Origin of the sequence: Streptomyces flavofungini (assembly GCF_030388665.1) — a bacterium.
Lineage (GTDB): Bacteria > Actinomycetota > Actinomycetes > Streptomycetales > Streptomycetaceae > Streptomyces > Streptomyces flavofungini_A.
In genome coordinates this window covers 8299742-8319185 of the sequence record NZ_CP128846.1, presented here as the reverse complement: position 1 = coordinate 8319185, position 19444 = coordinate 8299742, and the positions used below count along the sequence as shown (strand labels likewise).

Here is a 19444-nt window from a genome sequence, read left to right as displayed (position 1 = left end):
CCGATCGACAGTCAATGACTTTTCGATCGGTCGCATACTTATGCAGCCCGCCGTGGGCCGGGGATGTCTGCGGCGCAGCGCCTAGCGCGCCATCTCTTCCTTCAGCGCCGCCACGAAGGCGTCCACGTCGTCCTCGGTGGTGTCGAAGGAGCACATCCAGCGGACGTCACCGGCCGCCTCGTCCCAGAAGTAGAACCGGAAGCGCTTCTGCAGGCGTTCGCTGACGTCGTGCGGCAGGCGCGCGAAGACGGCGTTGGCCTGGACAGGGTAGAGGATCTCCACGCCGTGCACCGCGCGGACGCCCTCGGCCAGGCGCTGTGCCATCTCGTTGGCGTGCCGCGCGTTGCGCAGCCACAGGTCCTTGGCGAGCAGCGCCTCCAACTGCACGGAGACGAAGCGCATCTTGGAGGCGAGCTGCATGGACAGCTTGCGCAGGTGCTTCATCTGCCGCACCGCGTCGTGATTCAGGACGACCACGGCCTCACCGAACAGCGCGCCGTTCTTGGTGCCGCCGAACGAGAGGATGTCGATGCCGACCGCGTTCGTGAACGTCCGCATCGGGACGTTCAGGGACGCGGCGGCGTTGGCTATCCGCGCACCGTCGAGGTGCACCCGCATGCCGAGGCCGTGGGCGTGCTCGACGATGGCGCGGATCTCGTCCGGGGTGTAGACGGTGCCCAGTTCGGTGTTCTGGGCGAGCGAGACGACCTGCGGCATCGCGCGGTGCTCGTCCTCCCAGCCGAACGCCTGACGGTCGATCAGCTCGGGGGTGAGCTTGCCGTCGGGTGTCGGCACGGTCAGGAGCTTGATGCCCGCGACCTTCTCGGGGGCGCCGCCCTCGTCGACGTTGATGTGCGCGCTCTCGGCGCAGATCACCGCGCCCCAGCGGTCGGTGACCGCTTGGAGCGCGACGACGTTCGCGCCCGTTCCGTTGAAGACCGGGAAGGCCTCCGCGCTCGCCCCGAAGTGGCTGCGGATCACCTGCTGGAGGGCTTCTGTGTACGCGTCCTCGCCGTAGGAGATCTGATGGCCGCCGTTGGCCAGGGCGAGGGCCGCGAGCACCTCGGGGTGCGCACCGGCGTAGTTGTCGCTGGCGAAGCCGCGGACGTCGGGGTCGTGGTGCCGGCGCGCGTCGGTCTTGGGTGGGTTCACGGCTTCTCGGTCAGCCACAGACGGTTTCCGTTCACTTCCTCGGCGGGCCGCTCCCAGACTCCGGCGATGGCCTCGGCCAGCTCCTTCACGTCGGTGAAGCCCGCGAACTTCGCGCTCGGCCGCTCCGCCCGCATCGCGTCGTGCACCAGCGCCTTGACCACCAGGATGGCAGCCGCCGCGCGCGGCCCCTCGTCGCCCCCGGCCTTGCGGAAGGCGTCGCCGAGTGCGAGCGTCCAGGCCTCGGCGGCGGCCTTGGCGGCGGCGTACGCCGCGTTGCCCGCCGTCGGCTTCGACGCGCCGGCGGCGCTGATCAGCAGATAGCGGCCGTTGCCGCTGCGCTGCAGGCCGTCCTGGAAGGCGAGCGAGGTGTGCTGGACGGTGCGGATCAGGAGGTCCTCCAGGACGTCCCAGTCGCCGAGGTCGGTCTCGGCGAAGGAGGCGCTGCCGCGCCAGCCGCCGACGAGGTGGACCAGGCCGTCGATGCGGCCGAACTCCTTCTCGGTGCGGTCGGCCCAGGCGCGGGCCGCCTCCAGGTCGAGCAGGTCGACGGTGTCGCCCGTGACCGTGGCGCCGCCGTGGGCGTACCGCGCGGCGTCCACGGCCTCCGCGAGGCGGGCGGCGTCGGCGTCGGAGGCGACGACCGTGGCCCCGGCCTCAGCGAGCCTGAGCAGCGTGGCTCGGCCCGCGGGGCCCGCGGCCCCGGCTACCGCGACTACGGCTCCGTCGAGTGCGGACATGGTCCTCGCCTCCTTGTTGCGGTCGCTCACGCGGCGACCTTCCCGGCTCCCGAGCCCGCGGTGATCCCCTGGGTGGAGGCGATCACTGCCTTGAGCTTCTTGGAGAGCGCCTCATAGAACATGCTGAGCGGAAACTCGTCCGGAAGCACCTCGTCGACCAGTTTCCGCGGCGGCAGCGAGGTGTCCAGGGCGTCGGGGCCCTTGGCCCAGCGCGAGCCCGGGTGCGGGGCGAGGTAGGTGGACACCAGCTCGTACCCCGCGAGCCAGTGGACGAGCTTGGGGCGGTCGATGCCGTCCCGGTACAGCTTCTCGATCTCCGCGCAGAGCTGGTTGGTGACCTGGGGCGCGCGCTCCCAGTCGATCTTCAGCTTGTTGTCGGTCCAGCGGACCACGTCGTGCTTGTGCAGGTAGGCGAAGAGCAGCTGGCCGCCGAGGCCGTCGTAGTTGCGTACGCGCTCGCCGGTGACCGGGAAGCGGAACATCCGGTCGAAGAGCACCGCGTACTGCACGTCGCGGGCCTGGGACACCCCGTCGGCCTCCAGCTTCACGGCCTCCTTGAAGGCCGTGAGGTCGCAGCGCAGCTCCTCCAGGCCGTACATCCAGAAGGGCTGCCGCTGCTTGATCATGAAGGGGTCGAACGGCAGGTCGCCGTGGCTGTGGGTGCGGTCGTGGACCATGTCCCACAGGACGAAGGCCTCCTGGCACCGGTCCTGGTCGTCGAGCATCGCGCGGACGTCGGCGGGCAGCTCGATGCCGAGGATGTTCACGGCGGACTCGGTGACGCGGCGGAAGCGGGCCGCCTCGCGGTCGCAGAAGATGCCGCCCCAGGTGAAGCGCTCGGGGGCCTCGCGGACGGCGATCGTCTCGGGGAAGAGGACGGCCGAGTTCGTGTCGTACCCGGGAGTGAAGTCCTCGAAGGTGATGCCACAGAACAGCGGGTTGTCGTAGCGCGTGCGCTCGAGCTCGGCGAGCCAGTCGGGCCAGACCATGCGCAGGACGACCGCTTCGAAGTTGCGGTCGGGGTTGCCGTTCTGCGTGTACATGGGGAAGAGCACGAGGTGCTGGAGGCCGTCCTCGCGGCGGGCCGCGGGGTGGAAGGCGAGCAGCGAGTCCAGGAAGTCCGGGACCGCGAAGCCGCCGTCGACCCAGCCGCGCAGGTCGCGCACCAGCGCCTGGTGGTAGGCCTTGTCGTGCGGGAGCAGCGGGCTGAGCGCCTCGACGCCGGATATGACGCGGTCGACCGCCGCCTCCGCGTCGACCCGGGTCGGGGCGCCCTCGCGCTCGAAGTCGATGGACCCGTCCTTGGACTGCCAGGGCCTGATTTCTTCGACGGCACTCTTGAGTTCCGGCCAGGCCGGGTGATCCACCACTCGTCCGTCACGGATGGCGTCGCCACCCTCCACTGCCGTGTGCACAAGAATTTCCGTCATGACCCATCCTCCACGGGAGAACCTCGCGTATGGACACCGTATGTGTGCGGTGTTCTCCGTTTCAAGAGGGGATCCCGGAAATTATCCTGCCCCACCCCCGGTGGCGCCGCTGTTTTTCCTGTCACCCGCCGTCGAGGCGATCGCTTCTGTCACTGCTTCCTGTGCCGCGCGGGCGTCCGCGAGGAGCTCGGGGAAGCCGAAGAACCCATGGAACATGGCCGGAAAATGCGCCTCGACGACGGGGACACCGGCGCCCCTCAGCCGCGCCGCGTAGGCCCTGCCCTGCGCGCACAGGGGGTCGTGGCCCGCGGTGACCACGACGGCGGGCGGCAGGCCGCAGAGGTCGGCGGCGAGGAGCGGCGAGACGCGCGGGTCGGCCGGGTCGCCGCCCGCGCGCAGGTACGCGCCCAGGTACTGCTCGCGGAACCAGCGGCCGTGGGCGGGGGTGAGGAAGCTGGTGTCGCGGCCGTCCACCCGGCCGCGGTCCCGACCGCCCGCCCGGCCGTGGTCCCGACCGCCCACCGGGCCGCGGTCCCGGCCGTCCACCGCCGGATAGATGAGCACCTGCTGCGCCACCGGCGGCCCGCCCCCGTCGCGGGCCGTGAGCGCGGACACCGCCGCGAGGTTGCCACCGGCGCTGTCGCCCGCGAGCACCAACGGACCGTCCTCGCCGCCGAGTTCGGCGCGGTGCGCGGCGGCCCACCGGAGGGCGGCGTACGCGTCGTCGACGGCCGCGGGGAACGGGTCCTCGGGCGCGAGGCGGTAGTCCACGGAGACCACGGCGGCGTGGGCCGCGCGGCACAGGCCGCGCGCGGTCGCGTCATGGGTGTCCACGCTGCACAGGGACCAGCCGCCACCGTGGAAGAAGACGACGGTGGGGCGGGGCGCGACCGCCGCGGTCCCGCTCGCCGGCGCCCCCTCCGCCCTCCCGGGCGCCCCCTCCGCCGCTCCCCCGGCAGGGGCCGCCTCGGGCAGGTAGCACCGCACGCGGAGGTCCGGCGCCCCCGGCGGCCCCGGGACGAACCGGTCGGAGACGGAGCCGACGCGCGGCGGCGGGAACGGCGACGCGGGCGCGGCCGCCAGGACGCGGCGCGCCTCGACGGCGTCGGTGACGGTGCCGCCGATGTCGGGGAAGAACTCGCTGAGCGCGGCCACGAGGGGCCTGGCCTCGGCGGCGAGGGGGACGGGGGCGGCGGGGTCCGGCTCGGCCGCCGCCCCGTCACCGCCCGCCGCGGCGGCATGTCCCGTGTCGGACGCCATCTCAGGCCACCTCCCTGCGCCGGGGCCGAAAGCGCGGGATCACCGTCTCGCCCCACTGCCGCAGCGTCTCCAGGCACGCCTCCTGCGGCACCGTCCCCATCTGGACCAGGCACATCACCTCGTCCGCCCCGGCCGCCCGCAGCCGCTCGACGTGGGCGACCGCGTCGGCAGCGGTGCCGTACGCGTGGTCGGCGTGGAACACGGCGGTGGCGGACGGCCGCACCGGGATGTCCTGTTCGTTCAGGCGCGCCGCGACCCGTTCGCCCGCGGTGCGCAGCGCGGCCGCCTCGTCGGCGCCGTCGACCACCGCCTCGTCGGGCAGCCCCGCGCCGCCGTACCAGTGCGCGATGGACTGCGCGAAGAACCGCTGGCCGCGCAGGCCCACGCGCCGGGCCGCCGCGCCGTCGTCGAGCACGACGGTCGGGCAGAGCACGGCGAAGTGGTCGTTGACGACGCTCGACACGAAGCGCTCCGGCGTGCGCGCCGCGATGGCGTCGTCGTACACGCGCCGCATACCGGCGACGGACTCGGGCCCCGCGAACCCCATCACGAGCGCGCCGACACCGAGCGCCGCGGCCCGCTCCAGCGTCTCGGCCCTGCTGCACGCGAGGAACAGCGGCGGGTGCGGGGTCTGTGCGGGGCGCGGCAGGATCGGGTGCGGTGCGATGTCGAGCAGCGGACCGTGGTGTTCCAGCTCGTCGTGCTCCCAGGCAGCGGCGACGACGCGCAGCGCCTCCTCGACCTCCTGGGTCGTGCGGTCCGGGTCGACCCCGCACAGCGAGGTCTCCTGTGCCGTGCCGCCGCGGCCCGCGCCCAGGTCGAGCCGTCCGCCGGAGAGCAGGTCGAGCATGGCGGCCCGCTCGGCCACGCGCGCGGGGTGGTTGAAGCGGAACGGCATGCAGACGACGCCGTGCCCGACGCGGATGGTGCGGGTGCGCGCGGCCACCCAGGTCAGGAAGACCTCCGGCGCGGACATGTGCGCGTACCACTTCAGGGAGTGGTGCTCGACCGCCCAGACGCGGTCGAACCCCATCTCCTCGGCCAGTACGGCCTGTTCGACGCAGTCGTGGATGAGCCGGTGCTCGCGGTCCACGGTCGGATCGGCGAGTTGTGCTTCGAAGATGACGGAGAACTGCACGGTGCCTCCTGGGAGTTCGGACCTCCGGGACGCTCGCATGTTTCAAACAGTCATATGACTAGTCGTCAGATCTTGAAGAAGCAAGGGACATGGCACCGGCGGCCCGCGCGAGGGCGCAGGGGCCAACTCACGCCAGACATTGCTCACATGACGCGTGTTTTCTGGCTGATTACGCGTTCTCCCTCGAACCCCGCGCGGCCACTAGCGTTCCCCGGCGCGGGGGCAGCCGAGGAGGGGATCGACAGGCATGTTCTACCGCTTGTTCAAGTGCGTCGTGCTCGTCCCGCTGCTGCGGTGGCTGTACCGGCCGCGGATCGAAGGGCTCGGGCACGTGCCCGCCGCGGGCGGGGCGATCATCGCGGGCAACCACCAGTCGTTCTGCGACCAGTTCCTGCTGGGGGTGACGCTGAGGCGGCGCATCAACTTCCTCGCGAAGATGGAGTACTTCACCGGCAGGGGGCTCAGGGGCCGTCTCGCCGCCGCGTTCTTCCGGGGCATCGGGGCGATCCCGGTGGACCGGTCCGGGAACGGGGCCGGGCGGGCGGGGGTCGAGTCGGGGCTCGCGGTGCTGCGCGGCGGCGGACTGCTCGGGATCTTCCCGGAGGGGACGCGCTCGCACGACGGCCGCCTGTACAAGGGCCGGGTGGGGGTGGCGGCGATGGCGCTGAGGACGGGTGCGCCCGTGGTTCCCTGCGCGATCATCGGCACGTTCGAGGCACAGCCCGCGGGGCGCAGGGTGCCGAGCCTCGTGCCCCTGACGCTGCGCTTCGGCGAGCCGCTCGACTTCTCCCGCTACGCGGGCATGCAGGACCAGCGGGCCGCGCTGCGGGCCGTGACGGACGAGATCATGTACGCGATCCTGGTGCTCTCCGGGCAGGAGTACGTGGACCAGTACGCCGTGGACGCGAAGGCGGAGGCACGCACGAAGGCGCTCGCCGAGCACGCGGGCTGACCCTTGCAGCCGAGCACGCGGGCTGACCCTTGCGCGGGCACCGGCCGTTCACTTCAATGCGGCTCATGGCAGCCCCGCTCCCGACCCCGTCGCCCCCGCCCGTCCCGCTGCCGCCGACCGCCTGGGCCGTGCTCGGGCTGCTGTCCTTCCCGGGCGAGCGGACCGGCTACGAGCTGAAGAAGTGGGCCGACTCCTCGCTGCGCTTCTTCTACTGGTCGCCGGCCATCAGCCAGATCTACGCCGAGCTGCGCCGTCTGGAGGCGCTGGGGTACGCCTCCTCGCGCCGCTCAGGTCCTGAGGAACCGCGCGCGAGACGGGCGTACGCCATCACGGACGCGGGCCGGGCGGCGCTCGCGGGCTGGGCGGTGGGCGGGCAGGACGCCGGGCCGCCGGTCCTGAAGCATCCGCTGCTGCTGCGGGTCTGGCTCGGCCACCTCACCGAACCGGCCGGTCTTCGGGCCATGGTGGCCGAGCACATCGCGCGCACCCGGGACGAGCTCGCCGAGGTCCGCGACGCCCTGGAGCGGGCCCGGGGCGTCGAGGCCTGGGCCCATCCGCAGATCGCCCTGCGCTGGAGCGCCCGCCATCTGGAGGGCGAACTGGAGCTGGCCGAGGCGCTGCTCACCGACCTCGACGGCATCCCGGGGGCCCTCACAAAAGGCCCGGGTCAACGCCCGGGCGACGCGCCCACCCACGGGTGAGACCGCTCGCGATCGGGGCCTCCGCGGCGGTAGGACGGCCGGGTCAGCCGACTCCGCCCGAGAGAGGCCGCGAACCCTTGAGCACCCGCGCCGTACTTGTCGCCGCCCTCATCACCGGACTCATCCTGGGCATCGTCGGAACCAGACCGGACGACTCCACTCCGCCGCGCAGGGACGGTCCCATCGCGGAGGCGGGCCATTAGGCTGCGCCTTGCCGCGTGGTCATGAGCCGCCGAGCCGCGCGGAGCCGAGCCGCCGTCGACGGAAGCGAGTGAACCTTGAACTTCCTCACCATCGGTCATCGCGGTGTCATGGGGGTCGAACCCGAGAACACCCTGCGTTCGTTCGTCGCCGCCCAAGCCGCGGGCCTCGACATCATCGAACTCGACCTGCACCTCAGCAAGGACGGCGCCCTCGTCGTCATGCACGACGCGGACGTGGGCCGCACGACCGACGGCAGGGGCGCCATCGCCGACAAGACCCTGGCCGAGCTCCGCGACCTGGACGCGGGCAAGGGCGAGCGGATCCCCGTCTTCGAAGAGGTCCTCGACGCCGTGAAGGCGCCGCTGCAGGCCGAGATCAAGGATGTCGCGGCGGCCCGCGCGCTCGCCGACGTCATGCACGCGCGCGATCTGACCGGCCGGGTGGAGGTGCTCTCCTTCCACGACGAGGCCATCGCCGAGATCGCCCGGCTCGTCCCCGGTGTGCGGACCGCGCTCGTGGCCAGCCGCTACGGCACGGACGTCGTGGAGCGCGCCACCGCGGTGGGTGCCACCACCCTCGTCCTGAACATCCGGCGCCTGACGCTGGAGATCGTGGAGCACGCGCGCAAGGCCGACCTGCGGATCATCGGCTGGGTCGTGAACACCCAGGACGATCTGCGCCTGGTGCGCGCCCTGCAACTGGACGGCGCCACGACGGACTACCCGGAGATCAAGCGCACGGGCCGCTTCACCGCCTGACGCCCCGCGCGCGCCCGCCCCCGCTCCCCGGGGCCCCGCTCAGCCGATCTCCTTCACCAACAGCTCGAACTGCAGGTCGTCGCGTTGCGGGATGCCGAAGCGCTCGTCGCCGTACGGGAAGGGGCTCATCTTTCCCGTACGGCGGTAGCCGCGCCGCTCGTACCAGGCGATGAGTTCGTCGCGCACCGAGATCACGGTCATGTGCATCTCGCGCGCTCCCCACGCCTCGCGCGCGATCCGCTCCGCCTCCGCCATGATCACCTTGCCGAGGCCCGCGCCCTGGAGCGCCGGACTGACCGCGAACATCCCGAAGTAGGCGTGCTCGCCCCGGTGTTCCAGCTGGCAGCAGGCGACCACACGGCCGTCGAGCTCGACGGCGAGCAGTTTGCTGCCGGGCTTCTCGATGACCGCGACGACGCCCTCGGGGTCGGTGCGCTGCCCTTCGAGGATGTCCGCCTCCGTCGTCCACCCGGCCCGGCTGTCGTCCCCGCGGTACGCCGACTCGATGAGCGCGACCAGCGCGTCGACGTCGTCCGCGGTGGCGTCCCGGAACGTCGGGTCGCCGTGGGTCCTGTGGCGCGGTGCGGTGTGCATGGACGCGTGTCTCCGATCTCCGGAGGCCGCGGCACGTGCCGGGCCCCGGCTGCGGCGGGTTTCCGTACGGCGGCGGCGCCACTCCCGCACCACCGCGCGCACCGCCGAGGGTAACCCGGCGCTAACGTGCCGCCCCATGGTGCACGTACTCAGCAGCAGGATCCTCCTGGCGCCCACCGACATCGAGCGCTCCCGGGCGTTCTACGGCCGTGATCTGGGCCTTGCGGTGTACCGCGAGTTCAGCACGGGCTCCGGGCGCGGCACGGTCTACTTCCTCGGCGGTGGCTTCCTCGAACTGTCCGGCCGTTCCGACGCGCCCCCGTCCCCCGCCGTCCGGCTGTGGCTCCAGGTCGCGGACGTGGCGGCCGCCCACGAGGAGCTCTCGGCGCGCGGCGTGGAGGTCCTGCGGCCGCCGGTGCGGGAGCCGTGGGGCCTGATCGAGATGTGGATCGCGGACCCGGACGGCACCCGGATCGCCGTCGTGGAGATCCCGGAGGACCATCCGCTGCGCTACCGCCCCTGAGGACACCCGCCCCACCACCGTCTCCCGTCCCGCGCGCCCGCGAGCACGCCCGGCGGCGACGCGCGCCCACGTTGTGCTCCCGCCGTACCTCTGTGCGCTCCCGTACGCCGACCCGGGGCCGGGCATCGACCCGACGACGGCGTGACGTCGATCGAGGAGGTGCTCAGGTGCACGGACCGGGGTCGGCGAGCTGGCTGCTCGTGACGCTCTGCGCGGGGAGCGGCGCCTACTGCCTGCTGCGGATGCGCAGCCGCGTCGAGGAACAGCGGCGCACCGCGGGCGGCGAGGCGCTGATGGGATTCGGCATGGCGGTGATGGCGCTGCCCGCCACGGTGGTGCAGCCGCCGCGCGGCGTGTGGCTCGGGTACGCGGCGGTGTTCGCCGCCGCAGGCCTGTGGATGGCGTGGCCCGCGCTGCGTGCGCCGCGGCATCTGCACCACGTCGTGGGCGCGCTGGCCATGGTGTACATGTCGGCGGCGATGGTGGCGGCGCCGGGCGGCCACGCCGGTCACGGCGGCACGGGCGTGCCGGTGGTGACGGGCGCGCTGCTCCTGTACTTCGCCGGGCACGTCCTGCTCTCGGGCGCGCGCCTCGCGCCGACGGGGGCGGTGGTGGCCGTGGGCGAGGGGGCCGCGGGCGAGGGAGTCGCGGGCGGGGGCGGCGGGCCCGGGGGGTGGGCCGACCGACCGGAGCTGGTGCGGGTGTGCCGCCTCGCGATGAGCATGGGGATGCTGGCGATGCTGGTGCTGATGTCGTGAGGGGCGCCCCGGGCAGGACGGGCCGTGCCGCGGGGCCCGGGACGCCGGGCTCCGCGGTGGCGCGGGGCACCTGATTCCGTCGTGGCGTACGTCACTTGCGGTGGCTGCCCATACCCCCGCGTGGCGCGCCCCTCATAGGGTTGACCCATGATGGTCCCCGTCGCGCTGTTGCTCCTTGCCGCGCTGACCGCCGTCGTCGCCCCCAGACTGCTCGCGAGGGCCGACTGGGTGGAGCGCGAACCGGTGGTCGCGCTGTGGGCTTGGCAGTGCGTGGTGGCGGGTGTCCTGCTGTGCTGCGCCCTTTCGATGACGTTCAGCGCCGCCTCCGCCTGGCAGGCGGTGCGCGGGCACCTGTTCGCGCCCGCGCCGCGCGGCGTCGTGGAGGCGTACGCGCTCGGAGCGACCCCGTGGGCGGCCGTGACGGCGGTGGCGCTCGCGTGCGGCGGCGTGTGGACCGCCGCGATGCTCACCCGGGAGATCGCGAGGGCCCGCGCCCGGCGCGCCAAGCGGCGGGCCGAACTCGTCGTGCGGGCACCGCTGTTGCCCGGCGAGGAGCCCGGCGCCGACCGGCTCGTGGTCCTCGAGGGCGAGCGCCCCGACGCCTGGTGGCTGCCCGGCGCTGCGCCCCAACTGGTCATCACCACGGCCGCGTTGCGCCGCCTGAAGGGCCGTCAGCTGGATGCGGTGCTCGCCCACGAGCAGGGTCACGCGCAGGCCAGGCACGACTGGCTGCTGCACTGCTCGGGCGCGCTCGCCGCGGGCTTCCCGCAGGTCCCGGTGTTCGCCGCGTTCCGCGACGAGATGCACCGCCTGGTGGAGCTCGCCGCCGACGACGTGGCCTCGCGCCGCTTCGGGCGGCTCACCATCGCCCTCGCTCTGGTCGAACTCAACGAGGAGCGGGGCGTGTTCGGGCCCTGCCCGACCCCGCAGGCCCATGTGCCGCAGCGCGTGCACCGGCTGCTCTCGGCCCGCCCCCGGCTCACGGCGGGGCGCCGGCTGCGGCTGACGGCGGCCGCGGCGCTCGTCCCGGTCGTGCCCCTGCTCGTGGCCTTCGTCCCGGCACTCCGCGCCCTCGGTTAGGTGCCGCCGCCCTCCATCCGCCAGGATCGAGGCATGCCTTCCGCACCGCCCGCGGCGACCCGGCGCGCCACCCGTGCCCCGCGCGCCGCCCTGTTCCTCGCCGTCCCTTCCGTGCTGCTGCTCGTCCTCGTCGCCGCCGAGTGGCGCCCGCTGGTGGGCCTGGACGACGACATCGCGCGGACCACCCACCGCTGGGCGGTCGGGCACGCGGGACTGACGCGGACCGCGCGCGTCCTGACGGACTGGGTGTGGGACCCGTGGACGATGCGCGCCCTTGTCACCGTCGTCGTGCTGTGGCTCGTGACGCGGCGCGCGTGGTGGCTCGCGGGCTGGCTCGCGGCCACCACCCTGGTGGGCACGCTGGTGCAGCAGGGCATGAAGGCCGCGGTGGGGCGGGAGCGGCCCGAGTGGCCGGACCCGGTGGACTCCGCGCACTTCGCGGCGTTCCCCTCGGGGCACGCGATGACCGCGACCGTGGTGTGCCTCCTGATGCTGTGGCTGCTGCGGCTGTACGGCGCCGGGGCCCTGGTGTGGTGCGCGGGGCTCGTCGTCGCCGTGGTGTCCGTGGTGGGGGTGGGCTTCACGCGCGTGTGGCTCGGTGTCCACTGGGCCTCGGACGTCGTCGAGGGGATGCTGCTCGGGGGTCTCACGGTGGCGGTGGCCGTGATGGCGTACGAGCGCTTCGTGCCCGGGGAGCAGCGCCCGGACCGCGTCCCGCGTCCGTGACGGCTGCGGAGCGGTGCGTCCTTGACCCTCGTTCGCCCGTTCCCGGAGGATCGCTCCCATGGCGATCAAGGGCGTGCTCTTCGACTTCTCCGGGACGCTGTTCCGCATCGAGTCCACGGCTTCCTGGCTGCGCGGCGCCCTGGCCGCGAGCCGGCTGACGCTGCCGGAGGACGAGGTGACGCGGCTCGCGGCGGCGCTCGACCGCGCGGGCGCCCTTCCGGGCGGCTCACCGACAGTCGACGTACCGGAGCACCTCGCGGACCTGTGGCTCCGGCGCGACCAGAGCGCGGAGCTGCACCGGGCGGCGTACACGGGCATCGCCCGCACCGTGGAGCTGCCCGATCCCGCGCTGTACGACGCGCTGTACGAGCGGCACCGGACGCCGGTGGCGTGGCGGCCCTACGACGACTCGCTGGAGGTCCTGCGGGGGCTGCGGGCGCTGGGCGTGCGCGTGGGTGTCGTCAGCAACATCGGGTGGGACCTGCGGCCCGTCTTCCGGGCGCACGGCCTCGACCCGTACGTCGACGTGTACGTCCTGTCGTACGAGCACTCCGTGCAGAAGCCGGACGCGCGGCTCTTCGCGCAGGCCTGCGCCGGGCTCGGGGTGGCGCCGGAGGACACGCTGATGGTGGGCGACGACCGGCACGCGGACGGGGGGCGCGGCCGCGCTGGGCTGCGCGGTGCACTTCGTGGAGCATCTGCCGGTGGCTCGGCGGCCCGACGGGCTGCGGCCCGTCCTCGGGCTCGTCGAGAACGCGGGCGCGCGCTGAGGCCGGGCCTGAGCCCGCCCCCGCCGTCAGGACTGGTAGTTCTCCACCTGCGCCACCGGCCGCGCCCGCACCGTGTCGGGATCGCCGCCGAACTCCTCCTTGGCCCGCCGCCTGCGCAGCAGGTCCCAGCACTGGTCGAGTTCGCGTTCCAGGACGCCGAGGCGGGCCCGCTCCGTCGTCTCGTCGATCGCTCCGGAAGCGAGCGATTCCCGCAGGGTCTTCTCGGCGTCGACCATCTCGCTGATGCGCGCCAGAATCTGCTGTTGGTCCATGTCCAAGCGCCTCCTCAGCCCCCGCGCCCACTGTAAGGAGGCGGAGCCGGATCCGCGAGAAGAGCGCGGACGGACGCGCGAAGGACCGGGTCCCGGCTGCCCAAGGGCAGGCAACACTCCCCCGCGGTGTTGCCTGCCCCAGGCCGCACCGGCCCATGACGGCCAGGGCCGGGTCGTCCTGAGTATATTGGCTCTGAGCCAGTCAACGCAGGAGTTACAGGATGTCCCCGCGTAGCCCATCGGTCAATGAAGAGTTGCGGCGACGTTCCCGCGAGCGGCTTCTGCAGGCGACGGTGGAGCTGGTCAGCGAGCGGGGGTACGAGGCCACGACCCTCGGCGACATAGCCGACCGGGCCGGTTCCGCACGCGGCCTGGTGTCCTACTACTTCCCGGGCAAGCGGCAGCTCCTGCAGTCGGCCGTGCACCGCCTGATGCACCTGACGCTGCAGGCCGCGCTGGAGCGGGAGCCGCGCACGGAGGACGGCGACGAGCTGCTCGCCCGCGCCATCGACGCGATCCTCGGCCTCGCCCGCGACCAGCCGATGCTGATGCGCACGCACATGGCGGGCATCCTCCAGGCCGAGGGTTTCGTGCAGTGCCCCGAGCAGCAGCGCCTCGCCTCCCTGCTGCGTGAGGCGGTCTCCCGGCACGGGTCGCCGGAGGCCGAGACGGACTACCGGATGCTGCGCGCCCTGCTGATGGGCGCGGTGTTCGCGCTGCTCATCCCAGGGGCACCGATGCCCTTCGACGTGCTGCGGGCCGAGCTCTTCCAGCGGTACGACCTGGACTGGACGTGCGGCGTCCCGCCGGGCGCCGAGCCGCCCGAGGGGTCGTTTGGGACGTGAGCCGCGTACGGACGATCCGGGCAGGTGCGAGGGGGCGGGACGGCGGGGAGCCGTCGGCGGCGGTCGTGCCGGAGCTGGTCTGGTACGCGGCCTACGGCTCCAACACGCGGCGGGCCCGCCTGCTGCACTACATCGAGGGCGGTCGGCCTCCCGGCGCCGCCCTGGCCTCGCCCGGCTGCCGGGACCCGCGACCGCCGCGGGCGTCGGTGCCGGTGGAGCTGCGGGGCGTCGTGTACTTCGCGACCGAGTCCGCGCTGTGGTCGGGCGGCCGGGCCTTCTACGACCCCGACGCCCGGGGGCGGGTGTACGCACGCGCCCATCTGGTGACCGCGGCGCAGTTCCGCGACATCGCGGCACAGGAGATGTACCGCGCGCCGGGGACGGGCCCCGACCTGGCGCCGACGCTGCGGCACGGCCGGGCCCGGCTCGGTGAGGGGCGCTACGAGACGCTGGTGTGCCCGGGGACGCTCGACGGCCTTCCGGTGCTCACGTTCACGGCGCCGTGGGCGCTGGGGGACGTGCCCCTCAACGCCCCCTCCGAGGGCTATCTGCGGCAGCTGGCCGCCGGGCTCCTGGAGGCGGACGCGTGGGACGAGGCCGCCGTGGCCGGGTATCTCGCGGCGTGCCCCGGGGCGGCGGGGCGGTGGACGGCCGAGCGGGTCGCGGAGCTGCTGCGCTCGTGAGCGCCCGGCCGGGGCGCGGGGCTCCTGTACCGGGTCCGGTCGCCGCGCCCGGGACCGGGTCCGGTCACCGCGCCCGGCCCGGTCAGGTCGGGGTCAGGTGCCGCAGATCTCCGCGAAGCGGCGGGCGTCGACGTTGCCGCCGGAGAGGATGACGCCGACGCGGGGCGGTACGCGGTCGACGCGGCCGCTGAGGGCGGCGGCGAGGGCCGTGGCACCGCTCGGCTCGACGACGGTCTTCAGGCGTTCGAAGGCGAACCGCATGGCGTCGCGGATGTCGTCGTCGGAGACGAGCGCGATGTCGTCGACGAGCCGCCGGTTGACGGAGAACGTCAACTCGCCGGGGATCTCGATGGCCTGGCCGTCGGCGATGGTGCGCGGCACGGGGATCCTCACCCGGTGCCCGGCCGCGAGCGAACGCCTGGTGTCGTCGCCCGCCTCCGGCTCGACGCCGACGACGCGGACGTCGCGGCTGAGGCCCTTCACGGCGGTGGCGCTGCCCGCGATGAGCCCACCGCCGCCGACCGGCACGAGGAGCAGGTCCAACTCGCCGACCTGCTCCATGAGTTCCAGGGCGGCCGTGCCCTGTCCCGCGATGATGTGCGGATGCTCGTACGGCGGGATCAGGGCGAGGCCGCGCTCGGCGGCCAGGGCGGCGCCGATGGCCTCCCGGTCGCCGGTGTAGCGGTCGTACGTGACGATCTCCGCGCCGTACCCCTCGGCCGCCGCGCGCTTGGAGGCCGGGGTGTCCTCGGGCATGACAATGACGGCGCTGCTGCCGAGCTCACGGGCGGCGAGGGCGACGGCCTGGGCGTGGTTGCCGGAGGAGAACGACGCGATGCCCTTGGCCAGTTGCTCCGGAGCAAGGCGGGACACGGCGTTGTAGGCGCCGCGGAACTTGAAGGCGCCGACGCGCTGTTGGTTCTCGCACTTGAGGAACACCTCGGCGCCGACGCGGGCGTCGAGAGTGCGCGAGCGCAGCACGGGCGTGCGGTGCGCGACGCCCTTGAGCCGGGCCGCCGCGTCGCGGACGTCGTCAAGGGTGACCGGGGATGTGCTGGTCATGCGGTTGCTCCCTGTCTCGTCATGCGGATGCCCCCGCTGCGGTGTCGGGCCCGCCCTTCGGGGGCTCCTGGGCCCGGGCCTTGGCGAGGTAGCTGTACGCGGAGGCGCGGGAGATCCCGAGGCGCTCCGCCACCTGCGGCACCGCGCGCCGGACCGCGAAGACACCGCGCTCGTCGAGCCCCCGGAACAGCTCGACGCGTTCGGCGCGGTCGAGCTCGTCCCACGGGCGGCTGCGCTTGAGCTGATAGGCGTCGACGAAGGAGCCCACCACGGCGTCGACGACTTCGGCGGAGTCCCCGAAAGTGGTCGTCGGGACCTCCGTCGGGGCCACCACCCCGGCGAGTTCGCCGATGAGCGAACCCACCTGCTGGACGGCCGTGATGTCGAGGTTGACGCACAGCGCGCCGAACACCGCGCCGTCGCTGTCGCGCAGCAGCATCGTGGACGACTTGACCAGCTTGCCGTCCTGCGTGCGGGTCAGGTAGTTCAGCTCGTCGCCCGCCTCGTCGCCGCGGGCGAGCATGCCCATCCCGATCGCGCTCATCGCGCCGCCGACGCTGCGCCCGGTCACGGCCCCGGCGATCGACACGACGGACTCCTCCGGCCGCCGGTAGTCGTGGACGACCACTTCGCACAGCGAGCCGAAGGTGGCGGCGATGCCGTCGGCGACGGGGACGAGCGCCGCGAGGATCGCGTTCCGCTCCTGCTCCCGTGAGGATTCGGCCCCTGTCGGGCTGTTCACGGCGCTCATGCAGGTCCTCGCGCTCCCCGTCTCGACCGGTCGTGACCGTGGGCCCGGCACTGCGCCACGACCACCTGGACACAATGTACACGCGTTGGACTAAAATTCCAGGCCTCGTCGGCGGGCCGGGATCACCCGCCGGGGATTCGGGGGCCGGTAAGAACGCCGTCATGACCCGCGGACGGTGGTGATCTTGCGGGGGTGTCACCCGTACGGGAAAGTCCGAGGTCGTACCTTTGCGCGACGTGAGGCTCCGCGAAGACGATCGATCGCAAGGCCCGCCGCGCGCGGGCCGTATCCCCGTCCGCGCGGCCCTCGTCGTACACCGCGACGACTGAGCGGTACCTCACCGGCGCAGGCATCGCGAAGTCCTCCGCACGGATCCACCGGATCCCGCTCACGACGTGAGGATGGGCACTCGCGGACGAATCGGCTCCTACCGACCCCGCCCGCCGGGGCGCTATGCCGCCCGTCTTCCCCGTCGCCGCGATCGACGATCCGCCGCTGCCGGAGGTTCTGGCCGAGCTGACGGCGGCGCGGGCGGACGAGATGGACGTATCCCTACGGGAAAAGACGTGCTGGAAGATGCTCCACGAGTCCGCCGTAGACGACCGTCGGCCGGGAGGTCCGCTCCCGGCTCGTGGCCGAAGGTGTCCCCGTCGGGTACGTCGACGTCGACCAGCTGGGGATCTGCCACCCCGACCCGGCCTCCGACCCCGGCCACCACCGGACCAAGGCGCGCGTCCTGGCTGACCTGTGGCGCAACCACCGTGCGGGCGGGGCGCGGCGCCTCACGATCGTGGGCCCCGCGGCGGACGAGGCCACCGTGCGGACGTACACGGAGGCCATCGCCGGAACACCCGTCACGGTCTGCCGACTGCACGCCGGGCGCGAGGAGTTGACGCGCCGGATCCTGCGGTGCGGGCAGGGGCTCGGCTGGGCGCAGCCGGGTGATCCGCTGCGGGGGCGGCCGACCGCGGAGCCACTGCGGGTCGCCGGGCAAGCGGCGGTGGCCGCAGGGGAGTCGGAGCGAGCCCGGATCGGCGGGCCGCACGTCGGCACGGACGGCGCGAGGGTCGCGGAGGTCGCGGAGGTCGCGGAGGTCGTGGAGGTCGTGGAGGTCGCGGACGTCGCGGTCGCGGTGGCCGCCGCGACCGACTGGCCGGGCGTGCCGTGACGCCAGGGGCTCACGCCCCTCCACCGGCCATGCCCCGGCCCTCCGCGCACGCCAGGGGCATCCCCTGTCCGCACAGGCCAAGGGTCCCCGGCCCTCCCGTACACGCCAAGGGCCCCCGACCCTCCGTGCGCGGGGACGATCCGCGCATGGAAGGACCGGAGGCCCGAATCCGTGGGGGGGAGGTGACGGCGTCAGCGCACGGTGACCGTGAACACCGGGGACAGCGTGGCGCCGCTCTTCATGCGCAGCTCGTTCTTGCCCTTCAGGCCGAGCTTGACGCGCAGCGTGTAGGCGCCGGACTTGTTGACGGTGGTGGACGCGGGGAGCGTCTTCCACGTGCCGCGCTGCTTCTGCTGGAGGCCCACCTTGGCGCCGGCCTTGATGCCGGTCGCCTTGCCGCTGACGCGCAGCTCCTGCCAGGCCTTCACGGAGGTCGCGGACGGCTTCGCGGTGAGCGCGGCCTTCGCCTTGGCGGTCGGGCTGTTCTTCTGGGTGCCGAGGCTCTTGCCGGTCTTGACGTCCCAGATCGCGTACGGCGTGCCGCCGCCCTGCGTCTTGCTGTAGAGCTTCTTGCCGTCGGCGCTGAGGTGCAGGTAGATGCCGTCCTGGACGGTCTGACCGGGCTTCAGGGCCTTGCCGTTGTAGTACGGCTTGCCGCCCTTGACCTGGAGGGTGACACCGGCGCCGATGTCGATCTTCACCGGCTTGGGGGCGGCGACGGTCCGCGCGGCGGCGTGCTGCGGGGCCGGGGTGCTCGCGAGGGCGGCCGCAGCCGGGGCCAGGAGCGCCGCACCGACGGCGACGGAAACGGTGGCGGTACGAAGGGCGCTGCGGCGGTGGGTGGTGTGACGCATGGTGGCGATGTTCCCCTTCACGGTACGGATGAGTCGATATGCCCTCGGCCTTCCGGCGAGTGCTGAATCAACCTATTCGCCCGTCATTACGGATTTCCCGAGATCACGTAACGGCGCCCCATAGATCACTTCACGGGCCCGACTCGGCACTCCGCCCCCCCCAGGGGGCGTCGATCGACCCGGCCGATTGACACCTTCAAACATGGGATGTTCCCATGTCTGTCCACGATCCCGTCCGCCCAGGCAGAGAGGGCACCTCACCGATGCCGCTGCGCAGCACCGCACGGACCAACCTCGTCGACCTCGTCATCGCCCAGATGGAGAGCCTGATCTCGGACGGCGAGTGGCCCGTCGGCACCAAGATCCCGGCCGAGCCGCTGCTCGTGGAGCAGCTCGCCGTCGGCCGCAACACCGTGCGGGAGGCGGTTCGCGCCCTGGTGCACACCGGCATGCTGGAGCCGCGCCAGGGCGACGGCACGTACGTGCGGGCCAGCAGCGACTTCGGGGCTGCCGTCCAGCGGCGGGTGCGCAAGGCGGGCCTCCTGGAGGCGTACGAGGTGCGCGCCTCGCTGGAGCGCGACGCGGCCCGCTACGCGGCCGAGCGCCGCACGCCGGAGGACCTGGCCGCGCTGCGCGCCGCGCTCGACGAGCGCGGCAGGGCCTGGGAGAGCGGCGACACCGAGGCGTTCGTCGACGCGGACATGGACTTCCACCGCACCGTCGCCGCCGCGGCCCACAACGCCGTGCTCGCCGAGCTGTACGGACACCTCAGCGACGCCATGCGCACCACGGTCAAGGCCGTGATCGGCGCGGCCGTCCCCGACTCCGTGCGGCACCAGATCGACGCCCACAGCGCGATCGTCGACGCCATCGAGGCGCGGGACCCGGCGGCCGCCGAGGCCGTGGTGCTCGCCCATCTCGCCGAGGGCATGGCGGCGTTGCGCGAGCAGCCCGCGGCCGACTGAGACCGCGGCGGCACGCGCCAGGCCCCGCCCGACCGACCGGCCCCGACCGACCGGTCCGCCC

General features: G+C 73.3%; 21 protein-coding genes and 1 pseudogene. 12 read left to right on the top strand and 10 right to left on the bottom strand.

The features are described 5' to 3' along the window. Positions 1–81: 81 nt before the first annotated feature. The 5 genes from QUY26_RS35960 to QUY26_RS35940 all read right to left on the bottom strand — a co-directional run bounded on the left by QUY26_RS35960 (position 82) and on the right by QUY26_RS35940 (position 5717). The gene (locus QUY26_RS35960; RefSeq protein WP_289954176.1) at positions 82–1152 is read right to left on the bottom strand and encodes a threonine aldolase family protein; all 1071 of its coding nucleotides are present in this window, start codon (positions 1150–1152) and stop codon (positions 82–84) included. After that, positions 1149–1889 carry an SDR family oxidoreductase gene (locus QUY26_RS35955; protein ID WP_161990309.1) on the bottom strand — a complete coding sequence of 247 codons (741 nt, stop codon included), beginning with the start codon at positions 1887–1889 and terminating at the stop codon, positions 1149–1151. Before QUY26_RS35955 ends, QUY26_RS35960 begins: the two co-directional genes overlap by 4 nt. Positions 1890–1915: 26 nt before the next feature. Then, positions 1916–3319 carry a DUF6421 family protein gene (locus tag QUY26_RS35950; RefSeq protein ID WP_289954146.1) on the bottom strand — a complete coding sequence of 468 codons (1404 nt, stop codon included), beginning with the start codon at positions 3317–3319 and terminating at the stop codon, positions 1916–1918. Positions 3320–3400: 81 nt separating this feature from the next. Beyond that, positions 3401–4579, bottom strand: coding sequence for an alpha/beta hydrolase (locus tag QUY26_RS35945; protein WP_289954143.1), 1179 nt, complete (start codon positions 4577–4579; stop codon positions 3401–3403). Position 4580: 1 nt separating this feature from the next. After that, positions 4581–5717 (bottom strand): LLM class flavin-dependent oxidoreductase, encoded by a 1137-nt coding sequence (locus QUY26_RS35940; RefSeq protein ID WP_289954142.1) that lies wholly within the window; start codon positions 5715–5717, stop codon positions 4581–4583. Between the two features lie 247 nt (positions 5718–5964). Between QUY26_RS35940 and QUY26_RS35935 the strand changes: the two genes are divergently transcribed. From QUY26_RS35935 to QUY26_RS35925, 3 genes are all read left to right on the top strand, one after another. Next, a complete protein-coding gene (locus QUY26_RS35935) occupies positions 5965–6669 on the top strand; it encodes a lysophospholipid acyltransferase family protein (protein ID WP_289954141.1) in 705 nt (234 codons plus the stop codon). A 65-nt stretch (positions 6670–6734) separates the two neighbouring features. Further along, complete coding sequence (locus tag QUY26_RS35930) at positions 6735–7370, top strand: PadR family transcriptional regulator (RefSeq protein ID WP_354670735.1); 636 nt, start codon at positions 6735–6737, stop codon at positions 7368–7370. Positions 7371–7648: 278 nt separating this feature from the next. Next, the gene (locus QUY26_RS35925) at positions 7649–8332 is read left to right on the top strand and encodes a glycerophosphodiester phosphodiesterase (protein WP_289954139.1); all 684 of its coding nucleotides are present in this window, start codon (positions 7649–7651) and stop codon (positions 8330–8332) included. Positions 8333–8371: 39 nt separating this feature from the next. On the opposite strand, the gene QUY26_RS35920 is transcribed toward QUY26_RS35925, so the two are convergent. Continuing rightward, the gene (locus QUY26_RS35920; protein ID WP_289954138.1) at positions 8372–8926 is read right to left on the bottom strand and encodes a GNAT family N-acetyltransferase; all 555 of its coding nucleotides are present in this window, start codon (positions 8924–8926) and stop codon (positions 8372–8374) included. 136 nt (positions 8927–9062) lie between these two features. Here QUY26_RS35920 and QUY26_RS35915 point away from each other — a divergent pair, with 136 nt between their 5' ends. The 5 genes and pseudogenes from QUY26_RS35915 to QUY26_RS35895 all read left to right on the top strand — a co-directional run bounded on the left by QUY26_RS35915 (position 9063) and on the right by QUY26_RS35895 (position 12783). Next, complete coding sequence (locus QUY26_RS35915; protein ID WP_289954137.1) at positions 9063–9449, top strand: VOC family protein; 387 nt, start codon at positions 9063–9065, stop codon at positions 9447–9449. A gap of 167 nt (positions 9450–9616) precedes the next feature. Beyond that, positions 9617–10207, top strand: coding sequence for a DUF5134 domain-containing protein (locus QUY26_RS35910; protein ID WP_289954136.1), 591 nt, complete (start codon positions 9617–9619; stop codon positions 10205–10207). A gap of 147 nt (positions 10208–10354) precedes the next feature. Continuing rightward, on the top strand, positions 10355–11287 hold the full coding sequence (locus QUY26_RS35905; protein ID WP_289954134.1) for a M56 family metallopeptidase: 933 nt from the start codon (positions 10355–10357) through the stop codon (positions 11285–11287). A 33-nt stretch (positions 11288–11320) separates the two neighbouring features. Continuing rightward, on the top strand, positions 11321–12013 hold the full coding sequence (locus QUY26_RS35900) for a phosphatase PAP2 family protein (protein ID WP_289954132.1): 693 nt from the start codon (positions 11321–11323) through the stop codon (positions 12011–12013). Between the two features lie 58 nt (positions 12014–12071). Then, positions 12072–12783, top strand: a pseudogene (locus QUY26_RS35895) (HAD family hydrolase). 26 nt (positions 12784–12809) lie between these two features. Here QUY26_RS35895 and QUY26_RS35890 read toward each other — a convergent pair. Then, entirely contained in the window at positions 12810–13055 is a 246-nt protein-coding gene (locus QUY26_RS35890) for a DUF2630 family protein (RefSeq protein WP_289954130.1), read from the bottom strand. A gap of 221 nt (positions 13056–13276) precedes the next feature. Between QUY26_RS35890 and QUY26_RS35885 the strand changes: the two genes are divergently transcribed. Further along, positions 13277–13900: a TetR/AcrR family transcriptional regulator gene (locus QUY26_RS35885; protein ID WP_289954128.1), complete on the top strand. Its 624-nt coding sequence runs from the start codon at positions 13277–13279 to the stop codon at positions 13898–13900. A 65-nt stretch (positions 13901–13965) separates the two neighbouring features. Continuing rightward, positions 13966–14583, top strand: coding sequence for a histone deacetylase (locus QUY26_RS35880; RefSeq protein WP_289956331.1), 618 nt, complete (start codon positions 13966–13968; stop codon positions 14581–14583). Positions 14584–14676: 93 nt separating this feature from the next. Here QUY26_RS35880 and QUY26_RS35875 read toward each other — a convergent pair whose 3' ends face one another. Both QUY26_RS35875 and QUY26_RS35870 read right to left on the bottom strand, forming a co-directional pair. Beyond that, positions 14677–15645: a threo-3-hydroxy-L-aspartate ammonia-lyase gene (locus tag QUY26_RS35875; RefSeq protein WP_289954126.1), complete on the bottom strand. Its 969-nt coding sequence runs from the start codon at positions 15643–15645 to the stop codon at positions 14677–14679. 19 nt (positions 15646–15664) lie between these two features. After that, positions 15665–16396 carry a helix-turn-helix transcriptional regulator gene (locus tag QUY26_RS35870; RefSeq protein WP_289954123.1) on the bottom strand — a complete coding sequence of 244 codons (732 nt, stop codon included), beginning with the start codon at positions 16394–16396 and terminating at the stop codon, positions 15665–15667. 631 nt (positions 16397–17027) lie between these two features. Between QUY26_RS35870 and QUY26_RS35865 the strand changes: the two genes are divergently transcribed. Beyond that, complete coding sequence (locus tag QUY26_RS35865) at positions 17028–17564, top strand: hypothetical protein (protein ID WP_289954121.1); 537 nt, start codon at positions 17028–17030, stop codon at positions 17562–17564. Positions 17565–17755: 191 nt separating this feature from the next. Here QUY26_RS35865 and QUY26_RS41030 read toward each other — a convergent pair whose 3' ends face one another. Next, a complete protein-coding gene (locus tag QUY26_RS41030; RefSeq protein WP_354670734.1) occupies positions 17756–18418 on the bottom strand; it encodes a hypothetical protein in 663 nt (220 codons plus the stop codon). Positions 18419–18681: 263 nt separating this feature from the next. Here QUY26_RS41030 and QUY26_RS35855 point away from each other — a divergent pair, with 263 nt between their 5' ends. Beyond that, positions 18682–19383, top strand: a complete 702-nt coding sequence (locus QUY26_RS35855) for a FadR/GntR family transcriptional regulator (RefSeq protein WP_289956328.1) — start codon at positions 18682–18684, stop codon at positions 19381–19383. Positions 19384–19444: the final 61 nt, after the last annotated feature.